This window comes from Streptomyces lasiicapitis (genome assembly GCF_014646335.1).
In the GTDB taxonomy this organism is placed as follows: Bacteria; Actinomycetota; Actinomycetes; order Streptomycetales; family Streptomycetaceae; genus Streptomyces; species Streptomyces lasiicapitis.
This window is the reverse complement of sequence record NZ_BMNG01000012.1, coordinates 389252-401954: the sequence shown is the minus strand read 5'-3', so window position 1 is coordinate 401954 and position 12703 is coordinate 389252. Positions and strand designations below refer to the sequence as shown.

At 71.6% G+C, this 12703-nt stretch carries 12 protein-coding genes; 7 read left to right on the top strand and 5 right to left on the bottom strand.

Annotated elements, in window-relative coordinates; translation table 11 throughout:
• Window positions 1-9: 9 nt before the first annotated feature.
• Both IEY91_RS27240 and IEY91_RS27235 read left to right on the top strand, forming a co-directional pair.
• On the top strand, window positions 10-1398 hold the full coding sequence (locus IEY91_RS27240) for an aldehyde dehydrogenase family protein (RefSeq protein WP_189176000.1): 1389 nt from the start codon (window positions 10-12) through the stop codon (window positions 1396-1398).
• 60 nt (window positions 1399-1458) lie between these two features.
• Complete coding sequence (locus IEY91_RS27235) at window positions 1459-2544, top strand: Zn-dependent alcohol dehydrogenase (RefSeq protein WP_189175999.1); 1086 nt, start codon at window positions 1459-1461, stop codon at window positions 2542-2544.
• A gap of 161 nt (window positions 2545-2705) precedes the next feature.
• Here IEY91_RS27235 and IEY91_RS27230 read toward each other — a convergent pair whose 3' ends face one another.
• On the bottom strand, window positions 2706-3353 hold the full coding sequence (locus IEY91_RS27230; RefSeq protein WP_164326219.1) for a TetR/AcrR family transcriptional regulator: 648 nt from the start codon (window positions 3351-3353) through the stop codon (window positions 2706-2708).
• Window positions 3354-3450: 97 nt separating this feature from the next.
• On the opposite strand from IEY91_RS27230, the gene IEY91_RS27225 reads away from it, so the two are divergent.
• A complete protein-coding gene (locus IEY91_RS27225; RefSeq protein WP_164326220.1) occupies window positions 3451-4602 on the top strand; it encodes an acyl-CoA dehydrogenase family protein in 1152 nt (383 codons plus the stop codon).
• Between the two features lie 75 nt (window positions 4603-4677).
• Window positions 4678-5307, top strand: coding sequence for a TetR/AcrR family transcriptional regulator (locus IEY91_RS27220; protein ID WP_164326221.1), 630 nt, complete (start codon window positions 4678-4680; stop codon window positions 5305-5307).
• Between the two features lie 58 nt (window positions 5308-5365).
• On the opposite strand, the gene IEY91_RS27215 is transcribed toward IEY91_RS27220, so the two are convergent.
• Window positions 5366-5833 carry a MaoC family dehydratase gene (locus IEY91_RS27215; protein ID WP_164326222.1) on the bottom strand — a complete coding sequence of 156 codons (468 nt, stop codon included), beginning with the start codon at window positions 5831-5833 and terminating at the stop codon, window positions 5366-5368.
• 95 nt (window positions 5834-5928) lie between these two features.
• Between IEY91_RS27215 and soxR the strand changes: the two genes are divergently transcribed.
• Window positions 5929-6387 (top strand): redox-sensitive transcriptional activator SoxR, encoded by a 459-nt coding sequence (gene soxR, locus IEY91_RS27210; RefSeq protein ID WP_189175998.1) that lies wholly within the window; start codon window positions 5929-5931, stop codon window positions 6385-6387.
• A 91-nt stretch (window positions 6388-6478) separates the two neighbouring features.
• On the opposite strand, the gene IEY91_RS27205 is transcribed toward soxR, so the two are convergent.
• Window positions 6479-7546 carry an RNA ligase (ATP) gene (locus IEY91_RS27205; RefSeq protein ID WP_189175997.1) on the bottom strand — a complete coding sequence of 356 codons (1068 nt, stop codon included), beginning with the start codon at window positions 7544-7546 and terminating at the stop codon, window positions 6479-6481.
• Window positions 7547-7663: 117 nt separating this feature from the next.
• A complete protein-coding gene (locus IEY91_RS27200; protein WP_189175996.1) occupies window positions 7664-8365 on the bottom strand; it encodes a 3-keto-5-aminohexanoate cleavage protein in 702 nt (233 codons plus the stop codon).
• Between the two features lie 28 nt (window positions 8366-8393).
• Between IEY91_RS27200 and IEY91_RS27195 the strand changes: the two genes are divergently transcribed.
• On the top strand, window positions 8394-8912 hold the full coding sequence (locus IEY91_RS27195) for a hypothetical protein (protein ID WP_164326226.1): 519 nt from the start codon (window positions 8394-8396) through the stop codon (window positions 8910-8912).
• Window positions 8913-8981: 69 nt separating this feature from the next.
• On the opposite strand, the gene IEY91_RS27190 is transcribed toward IEY91_RS27195, so the two are convergent.
• Window positions 8982-9590: a hypothetical protein gene (locus IEY91_RS27190; RefSeq protein ID WP_189175995.1), complete on the bottom strand. Its 609-nt coding sequence runs from the start codon at window positions 9588-9590 to the stop codon at window positions 8982-8984.
• 246 nt (window positions 9591-9836) lie between these two features.
• On the opposite strand from IEY91_RS27190, the gene IEY91_RS27185 reads away from it, so the two are divergent.
• Window positions 9837-12701 carry a penicillin acylase family protein gene (locus IEY91_RS27185; protein WP_189175994.1) on the top strand — a complete coding sequence of 955 codons (2865 nt, stop codon included), beginning with the start codon at window positions 9837-9839 and terminating at the stop codon, window positions 12699-12701.
• The last annotated feature ends 2 nt before the right edge of the window (window positions 12702-12703 follow it).

Here is a 12703-nt window from a genome sequence, read left to right as displayed (position 1 = left end):
AGGAATGCGATGAAGGCCCACGACGGGATGTACATCGCGGGCGCGTGGCGTCCCGCCGCGACCGGGGACACGATCCCCGTCGTGAACCCGGTGGACGAAGAGGTCATCGCCCACGTCCCGGCGGGCACGGCGGCCGACGTGGACGCCGCAGTGCGCGCGGCCCGCGCCGCGCTCCCCGCCTGGTCGGCGACCCCGCCCGCCGAGCGAGCGGCGAGGATCGGAGCCGTACGGGACGGCCTGGTCGCCCGCAAGGACGAGATCGCCGCGACCGTCACCGCCGAACTGGGCGCCCCGCTCCCCTTCTCGGAGGCCGTGCACGCAGGCGTCCCGATCCTGGTCGCGGGCTCCTATGCAGACCTCGCGGCCACGTACGCCTTCGAGGAGAAGGTCGGCAACTCCACGGTGTACGCCGAGCCCGTCGGCGTCGTCGGCGCGATCACGCCCTGGAACTACCCGCTGCACCAGATCGTCGCCAAGGTCGCCCCCGCCCTCGCCGCCGGCTGCACCGTGGTGCTCAAGCCCGCCGAGGACACCCCGCTGACGGCCCAGCTGTTCGCGGAGATCGTGCACGAAGCGGGCGTGCCCGCGGGCGTGTTCAACCTCGTCACCGGCCTCGGCCCGGTCGCGGGCCAGGCCCTCGCCGAGCACGACGGCGTCGACCTGGTCTCGTTCACCGGCTCCACGGCCGTCGGCAAGCGGATCGGCGCGGCAGCGGGCGCCGCCGTCAAGCGCGTCGCCCTCGAACTCGGCGGCAAGTCCGCCAACGTCATCCTGCCGAGCGCCGACCTCGCCAAGGCCGTGAACGTCGGCGTCGCCAACGTGATGGCCAACTCCGGCCAGACATGCAGCGCCTGGACCCGCATGCTGGTGCACACCTCGCGGTACGACGAGGCGGTGGAGCTCGCCCGCAAGGCGGCCGCCAAGTACGGCGACCGCATCGGCCCCGTCGTCAGCGCCAAGCAGCAGGACCGCGTGCGCGGTTACATCGAGCGGGGCGTCGAGGAGGGCGCGCGCCTCGTCGCGGGCGGCCCCGAAGCACCGCGCGAGCAGGGCTACTTCGTAAGCCCCACCGTCTTCGCCGACGTCACCCCCGGCATGACCATCGCCCAGGAGGAGATCTTCGGCCCGGTCGTCTCCCTCATCCGCTACGAGGACGAGGCCGACGCCGAGACCATCGCCAACGGGACCGTGTACGGCCTCGCGGGCGCGGTGTGGGCCGCCGACGACGCGGAGGCGGTGGCGTTCGCCCGCCGCCTGCAGACCGGGCAGGTCGACATCAACGGCGGCGGGTTCAACCCGCTGGCGCCGTTCGGCGGTTACAAGCAGTCGGGGGTGGGGCGGGAGCTGGGTGCGCACGGTCTGGCGGAGTACCTCCAGACGAAGTCGCTCCAGTTCTGAGCGGTCCTGCTCTCCGCCGTCCCTCCCCGCTTCCCCCTCCCTCGCAAGGAGTACGCCATCGTGGTTCGCGTCCGTGCCGCTGTTCTGCCCGCCGTCGGTGCTCCCCTGGAGATCGCCGAGATCGACCTGCCCGAGCCGGGACCCGGCCAGGTGCGGGTGCGCCTTGCCGCCGCCGGGGTGTGCCACTCCGACCTGTCGCTGACCAACGGGACGATGCGGGTGCCGGTACCGGCGGTGCTCGGGCACGAGGGCGCGGGCACGGTCGTGTCCGTGGGGGAAGGGGTCACGCATGTCGCCCCCGGGGACGGCGTGGTCCTGAACTGGGCGCCCTCCTGCGGGAGTTGTCACGCCTGTCGGCTCGGTGAGGTGTGGCTGTGCGGCAGTGCGCTCGCGGGGGCGGGGGAGGTGTACGCGCGGCGGGCCGACGGGACCGAGCTGTACCCCGGCCTGAACGTGGCCGCGTTCGCGGAGGAGACGGTGGTCGCGGCGAACTGCGTCCTTCCGGTGCCGGACGGCATTCCACTCACCGACGCGGCGCTGCTCGGCTGCGCCGTCCTTACGGGGTACGGGGCGGTGCACCACGCTGCGCGCGTGCGTACGGGGGAGACGGTGGCCGTGTTCGGGGTGGGCGGGGTGGGGCTCGCCACCCTCCAGGCCGCCCGTATCGCCGGGGCGGCGCAGATCGTCGCGGTCGACGTGTCCCCGGAGAAGGAGGGGCTGGCGCGGGCGGCCGGAGCCACGGATTACGTGGTCGCCTCCGAGACCACTGCCCGCGACATCCGCAAGCTGACTGGCGGCCATGGCGTGGACGTGGCCGTGGAGTGTGTGGGCCGCGCCGTCACGATCCGCTCCGCGTGGGAGTCCACTCGGCGCGGTGGCCGCACCACCGTCGTCGGTATCGGCGGCAAGGACCAGCAGGTCAGCTTCAACGCCCTGGAGATCTTCCACTGGGGCCGTACGCTGTCCGGCTGCGTCTACGGCAACTCCGACCCGGCGGTGGACCTCCCGGTCCTGGCCACCCACGTCCGCTCCGGCCGCCTCGACCTCACCACCCTCGTCACCGACCACATCACCCTCGACGCGATCCCGACGGCCTTCGAGAACATGCTGGCGGGCAAGGGGGGTCGGGCGCTGGTGGTGTTCTGAGGGGGCCTTGCCGGGGGCTCCGCCCCCGGACCCCCGTATCGGCCTGAACGGCCTCGTCCTCAAACGCCGGACGGGCTAAAACAACCCACCCAGCCGCACCGGCAAGGTATAGCCCCTCCGGCGTTTGAGGAGCGGGGTCTGGGGCGGAGCCCCAGGAAGGGTCACCCCGTCCGGGTCGCGGGCAGGCGCCCGTACTGCACGGCCAAACCGTCCAGCAACGCCCGCAACCCCGCCTCAAAGGCGCGTTCGTCCACGAGCTGCTGATGCTCGGCGAGAAGGTGGGCCTGCCCAAGGTGGGGATAGTCCGCGGGATCGTACGCAGCCTCGTCGTCGACGAAGCCACCGGCGAAGGAGCCGAGAGCGGACCCCATGATGAAGTACCGCATCAGCGCACCGATGGACGTGGCCTGCGCGGGCGGCCACCCCGCGTCGACCATGGCGCCGAACATCGCGTCGGCGAGCCGGAGCCCGGCGGGCCGCCGCCCGGGCCCCCGCGCCAGAACAGGCACGATGTTCGGGTGCAGCGTGAGCGCCGCACGGTAGGAGACGGCCCAGTCGTGCAGGGCGGCACGCCAGTCCCTGCCGTCCTCGAACATCGACAGATCGACCTGCGCGCTGACGGAGTCGGCGACCGCCTCGAGGATCTGGTCCTTGGTGCGGAAGTGGTTGTAGAGCGAGGGCCCGCTGACCCCCAGCTCGGCGGCGAGCCGACGCGTGGAGAGCGCCGCCAGACCCTCCGCGTCGACGAGACCACGCGCCGCGTCGACGATGCGATCTCGGCTGAGGAGGGGCTTGCGCGGTCGGGCCATGCGCCACATAGTAGGGCTGCCAACAGAAACTAGCAGTGGTAATTTAAAGCGGGAGCAGCGTTCGGGCGACGCGTGCGAAAGGCAGTGGGGTGGCCGCATGAATCTGGAGCTCAGCGAGGAACAGACCGACGTCAGGCGCCTCGCCAGGGACTTCGTCGAGCGTGAGATCACCCCGCACGTCACCGCGTGGGACCGCGCCGAGAGCGTCGACAAGTCGATCGTGCGGCGCCTCGGCGAGGTCGGCTTCCTGGGCCTGACCATCGACGAGGAGTACGGCGGCTCCGGCGGCGACCACCTGGCGTACTGCCTGGTGACGGAGGAGCTGGGCCGCGGTGACTCCTCGGTGCGCGGCATCGTCTCGGTCTCGCTCGGTCTGGTGGCGAAGTCCGTCGCGGCCTGGGGCAGCGAGGAGCAGAAGCGGCGCTGGCTGCCGGGGCTGACGTCCGGGGAGTACGTCGGATGCTTCGGCCTGACCGAACCCGGCACCGGCTCCGACGCGGGAAATCTGGCCACCCGGGCCGTCCGCGACGGAGACGCGTACGTCGTGAACGGCTCCAAGATGTTCATCACCAACGGGACATGGGCGGACGTGGTGCTGCTTTTCGCGCGCACCAACGACACCCCGGGGCACAAGGGTGTGTCCGCCTTCCTCGTGCCCGCCGACAGCCCCGGCCTGACCCGTCGCGCCGTCCACGGCAAGCTCGGCCTGCGCGGCCAGGCCACCGCCGAGCTGGTCCTCGAGGATGTACGGGTGCCGGCGGACGCCATGCTCGCGCCCGAGGGCAAGGGGTTCTCCGTCGCCATGTCGGCCCTGGCCAAGGGGCGGATGTCCGTGGCCGCCGGCTGCGTCGGCATCGCCCAGGCCGCCCTCGACGCCGCCGTCGCGTACGCGGGCGAGCGCGAGCAGTTCGGCAAGAGCATCGCCCGGCACCAGCTCGTGCAGGAGCTGATCAGCGACATCGCCGTCGACGTGGACGCGGCCAGGCTGCTCACCTGGCGGGTCGCCGACCTCGTCGACCGGGGGCAGCCCTTCGCCACCGAGTCCTCGAAGGCCAAACTGTTCGCGTCGGAGGCGGCCGTGCGTGCCGCCAACAACGCCCTCCAGGTCTTCGGCGGCTACGGCTACATCGACGAGTACCCGGTGGGCAAACTGCTGCGCGACGCCCGCGTGATGACTCTCTACGAGGGCACCAGTCAGATCCAGAAGCTGGTCATCGGGCGGGCCCTGACGGGCGTATCGGCCTTCTGACCCGGCGCCCACTTGCCTAAGCGCTTGCTCACCTTCAGGGTAGGGTGTCTGTCCTGAACAGTGGAAGGAGCGCGCATGGGTGCGGCGCAGGAGACCCTCGGCGAGGAACAGCCGTGGTCCGAGGTCAGTCCCGACGCGGCGAGGCGGCTGCTCGTCGCGGCGGTCGAGGCCTTCGCCGAGCGCGGCTATCACGCCACGACGACGCGGGACATCGCGGGCCGCGCCGGCATGAGCCCCGCCGCGCTCTACATCCACTACAAGACGAAGGAAGAGCTCCTCCACCGCATCAGCAGGCTGGGCCACGACAAGGCCCTCGACATCCTGCGCACGGCCGCCGACGGCGAGGGCACCGCGGCCGAGCGGCTCTCCGCCGCCGTACGCTCCTTCGTCCGCTGGCACGCCGGGCACCACATGACCGCCCGCGTCGTGCAGTACGAACTCGACGCGCTCGGCGACGAGCACCGCACCGAGATCGTGGCACTGCGCCGGCAGTCCGACGCCGCGGTGCGCGAGATCATCAACGACGGTGTGCGCGCGGGCGAGTTCGACGTCCCCGACGTGCCCGGCACGACGCTCGCCGTGCTGTCCCTGTGCATCGACGTCGCCCGCTGGTTCAACGTCGCCGGGCGCAGGACGCCGGACGAGGTCGGCGCGCTGTACGCCGACCTCGTGCTGCGGATGGTCGGGGCGAGCCCTCAGGCGTGACCCCGAACCCTCGGGCGTGACCCCGAACCGTACGCGGACTCTCAGAAGTGGCGGACTCTCAGAAGTAGTAGCGCGACACCGACTCCGCCACGCACGCCGGCTTCTCGCCGCCGTCCTCGCGCTCCACGGTCACGCGCGCCGTGACCTGCACGCCGTCGTCCTTGGTCGGCTCGACCGCCGCGAGGACGGCGGTCGCCCGCACCCGCGAGCCCACCGGCACGGTGGAGGGGAAACGGACCTTGTTCGTCCCGTAGTTGAGGCCCATCTTCATGCCCTCGACCCGCATCACCTGCGGTACGAGGGCGGGCAGCAGGGACAGCGTCAGATAGCCGTGCGCGATGGTCGTGCCGAACGGGCCCGCGGCCGCCTTCTGAGGGTCGACGTGGATCCACTGGTGGTCACCGGTGGCGTCCGCGAACAGGTCGATCCGCTTCTGGTCGATCTCCAGCCAGTCGCTGTGCCCGAGCTGCTCGCCCACCGCGGCGCGCAGCTCGTCGGCTGACGTGAAGATCCTCGGCTCTGCCATGTCCCGGCCTCCCGGACGTAGGTGTACTAAGCGCTTGCTCAGCATGCTGGGTGCCGCCGACCGCTGTCAACGCACCAGCCAGTAGGCTTCGAGGAGTGCCCCAGATCCCAGAGAAGATCCACGAGCTCACGGTCGGACAGCTCGCCGCGCGCAGTGGCGCGGCGGTGTCCGCCCTGCACTTCTACGAGTCCAAAGGGCTGATCAGCAGCCGCCGCACCTCGGGCAACCAGCGGCGGTACCACCGCGACGCGTTGCGCCGGGTCGCCTTCATCCGGGCCGCGCAGCGGGTGGGGATCCCGCTCGCCACGATCCACGAGGCGCTCGCGGAGCTGCCCGAGGGGCGGACGCCCACGCGGGAGGACTGGGCGCGGCTCTCCGAGACGTGGCGGTCGGAGCTGGACGAGCGTATTAAGCAGCTCGGGCGCCTCCGTGACCACCTCACCGACTGCATCGGCTGCGGCTGCCTCTCCCTGGAGACCTGCGTCCTGTCCAACCCCGACGACGTCTTCGGCGACCGGATCGTGGGCTCCCGCCTCATGGGTGAGCGCCGCTAATCGCTTGGATGTGCGGTGCCGATCCTGCGGGCCGGTGGGGGCTGGTCGCGCAGTTCCCCGCGCCCCTTCGGGCGCTGTACCGCACCCTGGCTTACTCGTACTCCGTGCCGCCCTTCCGTGTCAGATACGCCCCGCTGACCACCTTCGCGATCGCCCGGCCCCCGGTCACGGGGCTGTAGCGCTCGGGTGCGGCCCGGACGACCACGCCCTCGCGGAGGTGGAGGTCGCGGCCGGACACGGTCTCGCGGCCGGAGGCCAGGTCGAGGACGGCGGCGGGGTCGTAGGGACCGGCGTACAGCCGCGGCACCAGCGGGAGTTCGCCGGCCAGGGCCTCGGCGGCGTCCAGCCAGCGCACCGCGCCGTCCACCTCGACGGCGACGTCGAACACGGCGTAGCCGAGGGTGTCGCGCCGCCCGTCGGCGCCGTAGTGCAGGTCCTGCACCCCGGACCCGTACACCTCGCCGAAGACGCCGACCCGCCGCGCCCCCAGCCGGGCCGCGAGGCGCGCCGCGGCGCCCGGCACGTCATGGCCGAGGACGGCCCGCCAGTACAGGTTCAGCGGATTCTCCTTGAGGGCGAGGGACTTGGACCCGAAGCCCTTCGAGGAGACGTGCACGCGGCCCTCGTCGGCCACGTACGTGAGCAGGCACGCGGAACCGTGCAGCTTCTCCGTGACGGTGACGGGCTCGCCGGGGGCGAACACGTCGGGGTAGCGCTGGAGGTTCTCGATGTCGACCCAGGGCAGCAGATCGGGCGCGGACTCCACGTCGCCGCTCATGGTCGGCGGTATCGGCGGCACCCACTTGGTGATGCCGAGCCGCTCCGCGAAGTCCGTGCCGTCGTCCGCCGCCCGCGCCAGGTCCACGTCGGCCAGCGCGCGCGGCCGGCACACGATGCCCTGGGACAGCTCGCCGCACAGCCGCACCGCCTTGACCCGGTCGGCCTTGCCGCCCGCGAGGCGCCCGGTCAGGCCCAGCTCGTCGATCAAGTCGGCGGGCAGGACGGCCTGTTCCGGGATGTAGAGGGCGCTCTCGCCGGTGCGGTAGGCGCCCTTGGCGACGACGGCTCGGTACAGGCCCACCTGGGCCAGTTCGAGGGCGTCGGCGTTGGGATGCCCGTGGATGGTCAGCACTTCGGCGGTGACGCGCAGCGTCGACATGTTCGTACTCCTGCTGGTGCGAGCTCAGTTGGGTTTCATCGCCGCCAACCTTCCCGCCGGGAAAACGCGCTGACCACCGAATATCCGTCTGCTACGGTCACGCACGCCTTCCCGTGCTCACAGCCTGAGCCCCGCCGCCACCAACTCCGCGTTCGACCCCGCCCGCTCCCCGCCCGGCAGCGCCAGCGTGTCCTCAAGCCCGATCCGCCGCCCGAGCCCGAGGCGCCCCGCCAGCGCGAGCACCGGCCACGTCCCGCCCTCCTCCCCGTGCAGCAGCACCGGACGCCCGTGCGCCCGGCCGATCCGCGCGAGCAGGTCCCGCGCCGACGCCTCGGCCGTCGCGGGGTCGTGGTCGGTGACCTCCGCGAGGACCCGAAGGACCCGCGGCCCGAGCGGCGACGCGGCGAACCGCTCGGCGCCGTCCGTGCCGGACCAGAGGCCCGCCTCGACCCCGACGCCGCGCTCCAGGAGGGCGAGGGCCACGTCCTCCGCGCCCGGTTCGTGCCAGTTGACCGACGCGTGGTCGGGCAGCACGGTCCACGCGCGCACCCGCGCGACCCGTGCCGCCGGGTCTGGTTCGGCCCAGGCGCCGGTGGTCACGCCGACCGGTACGGCGACGGCGGCGCGCAGCGCGTCCAGCGTCGCCGCGACCGCGCTTGGCGACAATGTGTCTTCCCCGCAGGGGGACTTGGGGTGTACATGGACATCGAGTGCGCCGGCGCCGACGGCCCCGGCCGCCGACGTCGCCAGGGCGCCGGGCGACAGCGGCACGGCCGCGCCGTCGTTCGCGCCCCGGGCGCCGTTCAGACATACCTGCATCGGTCCATCACAGCACGGGGGAGCCGGAGTGAGCATCGCCATCTGTTCGCTGAAGTGGGAAGCCGCGCGCAGCGGACGCCAGAAGATCACGTACGACAGGGACGGGTACCACCTCGTGCGCTTTCCGTACGGCGCGGGCGAGGAGGCGTACGACCCCTGGAGGATGCACGAGCCGTTCCACGGCGGCACCGGCCCTTCGAAGTTCCCCGACGCCCGCTCGGGGCTGATCTGGCCGAGCCACGACGGGTGGGGCACGCTGACGGCGCTGGTCTTCTGGGAGCCGGACAACCGGCCGACGGAGTACCGCTCGCGCTTCGTGCGCGATCCGCTGGACCTGTCGACGGGCTACGACTCCACGGCCACCACCGACTCCGTGCCCACCCGCGGCGGGCAGTACCGCTCGTACCTCTGGCAGATGTTCGTGCACCCGGGCACCCCGGTGGGCCTGAAGATATCCGCGCGCGGCCCGGGCGACGTGAAGATCGCCGCGCCGCTGATGATGGCCGAGCTGAAACTGGCCATACAGACGGACGTCGCCAGGCCCTGAGAGCACGACGGGCTCACAGCGACCTGCTCATCGACACCGGTTCACAGCGACCGGCTCACAGCGACAGGCTCACGCCGAGATCAGCGCGCGTGACGGACCCATCCGGGCCCGCCGCATCGCCTCGGGCGTGAGGACGGGGGCGGGGACCACGATGCCGCAGCTCGTGCAGACGGGGCCCGCCGACGGTTCGTGCGCCAGGCCGTAGCGCCATTCGAGGGCCGCGTCGCCGCACACGGGGCAGGCGGCGCCGGGCTCCCGCTCGAGGGCGGTGATGAGTTTGCGCAGCACGTCGGCGAGCGGCGCGGACGGGTGCACGCCGGGATCGTCGCACCAGGCGACCCCGCAGCCGCCCCAGGTGCAGCGGTGCCAGTCGTGGTCGCTGCCGGGGCGGCGGAGCCCGTCGTGCTTCTCCTTGCGGCGGCGCCGCGCGAAGCTCTCCTCGTAGGCGAGCCACACGCCGCGGGCCGCCTCCAGTTCTTCGAGCGCGGCCACGAGCCGCGCCGGGTCGGGCGAGCGGTCCTCGGGACCGAAACCCGCGCGGGAGCACAGGTGGTCCCAGGTCGCCCGGTGACCATAAGGGGCGAATCTCTCCAGGCACTTGCGCAGTGAGTACCGCCGCAGTGCCAGATCGCTGTGGGGATCGCGCACCTGTCTCGCGAGACTCCGGAATCCGGCCATCGCCCTGCACCTCCGTCACACGTTCTCGGACGTCGCCCTGGACCCGAGGGGCGTCCAAGGGGCATCGAGTAGACGTATCGACTCACGTTTTGGTGCCATCCGATTTTCGATGGCTTCCCATCAGCGCGTTCCCCGCAGGTCAGCGGAGATGCGTGTGGCGGTTGTGAAAAGGCGACTGTTGTTCATCTTTCGGGTTCGGCAACCCGACAGTAACCTCCGCCGCGACGGCCTTCCGGAGGAGCACCTATGCGACGACGCATCGCACGGCTCAGAACCCTCACCACGTCAGCGGCCCTGGTTCTCGGGGCCTCCCTGCTGCTCGCGCCGGGACCCGGTGCCGCGGCCGCGGAACCCCCACCCGTCACCGACTACTGCGGCGACAACTGCGCGGACATCCTGCCGCCCGGCGCGAACGGCAACGCCACCCTCGCCGAGATCCTCAGCCACCGCGTCTTCGGCACCCAGCCCGCGCACGCCGACGACCAGTTGGGCCCGTACGACGCGCTGTCGTCCGGCTACCCCTCGCTCACCGACGACAAGCTCACCGAGTTCTTCAACGACGCCTCGTTCGGCGTGGAGCCCGACCAGGTCGCCTCCGTCACCAAGCCGCGCGACGACGTCACGATCACCCGTGACAAGAAGTACGGCATCCCGCACATCCAGGGCACAACGCGCTACGGCACCGAGTTCGGCGCGGGCTTCGCCGCCGGGCAGGACCGGCTGTGGCTCATCGACCTGTTCCGGCACATCGGCCGCGGCGAGCTGACCCCGTTCGCGGGCGGCGCCCCGTCCAACCAGGGCCTGGAGCAGCAGTTCTGGCCGCAGGCCCCGTACACCGAGCAGGACCTGGAGCGGCAGGTCGAGTACATCAAGTCGACGCAGGGCGAACGCGGCCAGCGGGCCATGGAGGACGCGCAGGCCTACGTCGACGGCCTCAACGCCTACCGCGAGAAGTCCAAGAACGGCCGCTACTTCCCCGGTGAGTACGTGCTCACCGGCAAGATCGACGCGATCACCAACGTCGGCGAGATCCAGCCCTTCAAGGTCACCGACATGATCGCGCTCGCCTCGGTGGTCGGCGGCCTGTTCGGCAACGGCGGCGGGGGAGAGGTCGAGTCCGCGCTCTCGCTGCTCGCCGCGCAGCAGAAGTACGGCGTCGAGAAGGGCACCGAGGTCTGGGAGACCTTCCGCAGTCGCAACGACCCCGAGACCGTGCAGACCATCCACGACGGCAGCAGCTTCCCGTACGCGGGCAAGCCGGACAAGGCGCGCGGCACCGCGCTTCCCGACGCCGGGTCGGTGGAGCGCGAGCAGCTCGTGTACGACCGCGAGGGCGGCGCCAAGGCGACCGCCAAGAACCCGACGAAAGCCCCGAAGGACCCGGTCAAGGCCCCCAGGAAGCTCAAGCCGCTGCAGGGCATGTACGACGACGGCGTGCTGCCCGCCGACCTGTTCGGCGGCGCGCCCGGCACCCCAGGCGCGGGCAACCCCGCCAACAAGAAGGGCATGTCAAATGCCCTGGTCGTCTCCGGCAAGCACACCGCGAGTGGCAACCCCGTGGCCGTGTTCGGGCCGCAGACCGGCTACTTCGCGCCGCAGCTCCTGATGCAGCAGGAGCTCCAGGGCCCCGGCATCAGCGCGCGCGGCGTCTCCTTCGCCGGCGTCGGCATGTACGTCCAGCTCGGCCGCGGCCAGGACTACGCGTGGTCGGCGACGTCCGCGGGCCAGGACATCACGGACACGTACGCCGTGGAGCTGTGCGCGCCCGGCGGCGGGACCCCGGGCAAGGACGCGACCCACTACCTCTACCGCGGCACCTGCACCCCGATGGACAAGCTGGAGCGCAAGAACGCCTGGAAGCCCACGCTCGCCGACTCCACGGCGGCGGGCTCCTACCGCATGCAGGTCTTCCGCACGAACTACGGCATCGTCACGCACCGGGCGACCATCGACGGCAAGCCCGTCGCGTACGTCTCGCTGCGGTCCACCTACCGGCACGAGGCCGACTCGATCATCGGCTTCCAGATGCTCAACGATCCTTCGTACGTCAAGGACGCGGCGACCTTCAAGAAGGCGGCCGAGCACATCTCGTACGCCTTCAACTGGTTCTACGCGGACTCGCGCGACACCGCGTACTACAACAGCGGCGCCAACCCCGAGCGCGCGAAGGACATCGACCCGTCGTTCCCCGTGAAGGCCCAACAGTCCTATGAGTGGCGGGACTTCGACCCGAAGGACAACACCTCGGCGCGGACGCCGTCCGCCGAGCACCCGAACTCCGTCAACCAGGACTACTACATCTCCTGGAACAACAAGCAGGCCGACGACTTCAGCGCCTCCGGCTTCGGCCTGGGCGCCGTGCACCGCGGCGACCTGCTGGACGACCGGGTGAAGAAGCTCGTCGAGAAGGGCGGCGTCACCCGCTCCTCCCTCACCCAGGCCATGGCGGAGGCCGCCGTCACCGACCTGCGCGGCGAACAGGTCCTGCCGGAGCTCCTGAAGGTGGTGCGGGGCAAGCCCATCGACGACCCCCAACTCGCCAAGGCCGTACAGCAGTTGGAGGCGTGGGGGAAGGCGGGGTCGCAGCGCAAGGAGACCGCGCAGGGCTCGCACGCCTACGCGCACCCCGACGCCGTACGCATCATGGACGCCTGGTGGCCGCTGCTCGTCGAGGCCGCGTTCAAGCCCGGCCTCGGCCCGGACCTCTACGGCTCGCTGACCGCGCAGCTCGGCGTGGACGAGTCGCCGTCGGCCGGGCACGGACCGACCGGCGCGCACGCCGGGTCGGCCTTCCAGTACGGCTGGTGGGGCTACGCGGACAAGGACCTGCGGACCGTGCTCGGGCAGCCGGTGGAGGGCTGGACCAAGACCGCGTACTGTGGCGACGGCAAGCTCGACGCCTGCCGGGACGCGCTCCTGAAGACACTCGGCCAGGCCGTCGCCAAGCCCGCGTCAGAGGTCTATCCCGGTGACGCCAGCTGCAAGGCGGGCGAACAGTGGTGTGCGGACGCCGTGATCCACCGCGCGCTCGGCGGCATCACGCACCGGGCCGTGCAGTGGCAGAACCGGCCGACGTACCAGCAGGTCGTGGAGTTCCCCCGGCACCGCTGAGC

What these genes read in the sequence shown, in the direction of transcription:
- IEY91_RS27240 (WP_189176000.1), top strand. Translation starts at nt 10, where the DNA reads ATGAAGGCCCACGACGGGATGTACATCGCGGGCGCGTGGCGTCCCGCC.
- IEY91_RS27230 (WP_164326219.1), bottom strand. Translation starts at nt 3,353, where the DNA reads ATGGCCCGACCGCGCAAGCCCCTCCTCAGCCGAGATCGCATCGTCGAC.
- IEY91_RS27225 (WP_164326220.1), top strand. Translation starts at nt 3,451, where the DNA reads ATGAATCTGGAGCTCAGCGAGGAACAGACCGACGTCAGGCGCCTCGCC.
- IEY91_RS27220 (WP_164326221.1), top strand. Translation starts at nt 4,678, where the DNA reads ATGGGTGCGGCGCAGGAGACCCTCGGCGAGGAACAGCCGTGGTCCGAG.
- IEY91_RS27215 (WP_164326222.1), bottom strand. Translation starts at nt 5,833, where the DNA reads ATGGCAGAGCCGAGGATCTTCACGTCAGCCGACGAGCTGCGCGCCGCG.
- IEY91_RS27205 (WP_189175997.1), bottom strand. Translation starts at nt 7,546, where the DNA reads ATGTCGACGCTGCGCGTCACCGCCGAAGTGCTGACCATCCACGGGCAT.
- IEY91_RS27200 (WP_189175996.1), bottom strand. Translation starts at nt 8,365, where the DNA reads ATGCAGGTATGTCTGAACGGCGCCCGGGGCGCGAACGACGGCGCGGCC.
- IEY91_RS27190 (WP_189175995.1), bottom strand. Translation starts at nt 9,590, where the DNA reads ATGGCCGGATTCCGGAGTCTCGCGAGACAGGTGCGCGATCCCCACAGC.
- IEY91_RS27185 (WP_189175994.1), top strand. Translation starts at nt 9,837, where the DNA reads ATGCGACGACGCATCGCACGGCTCAGAACCCTCACCACGTCAGCGGCC.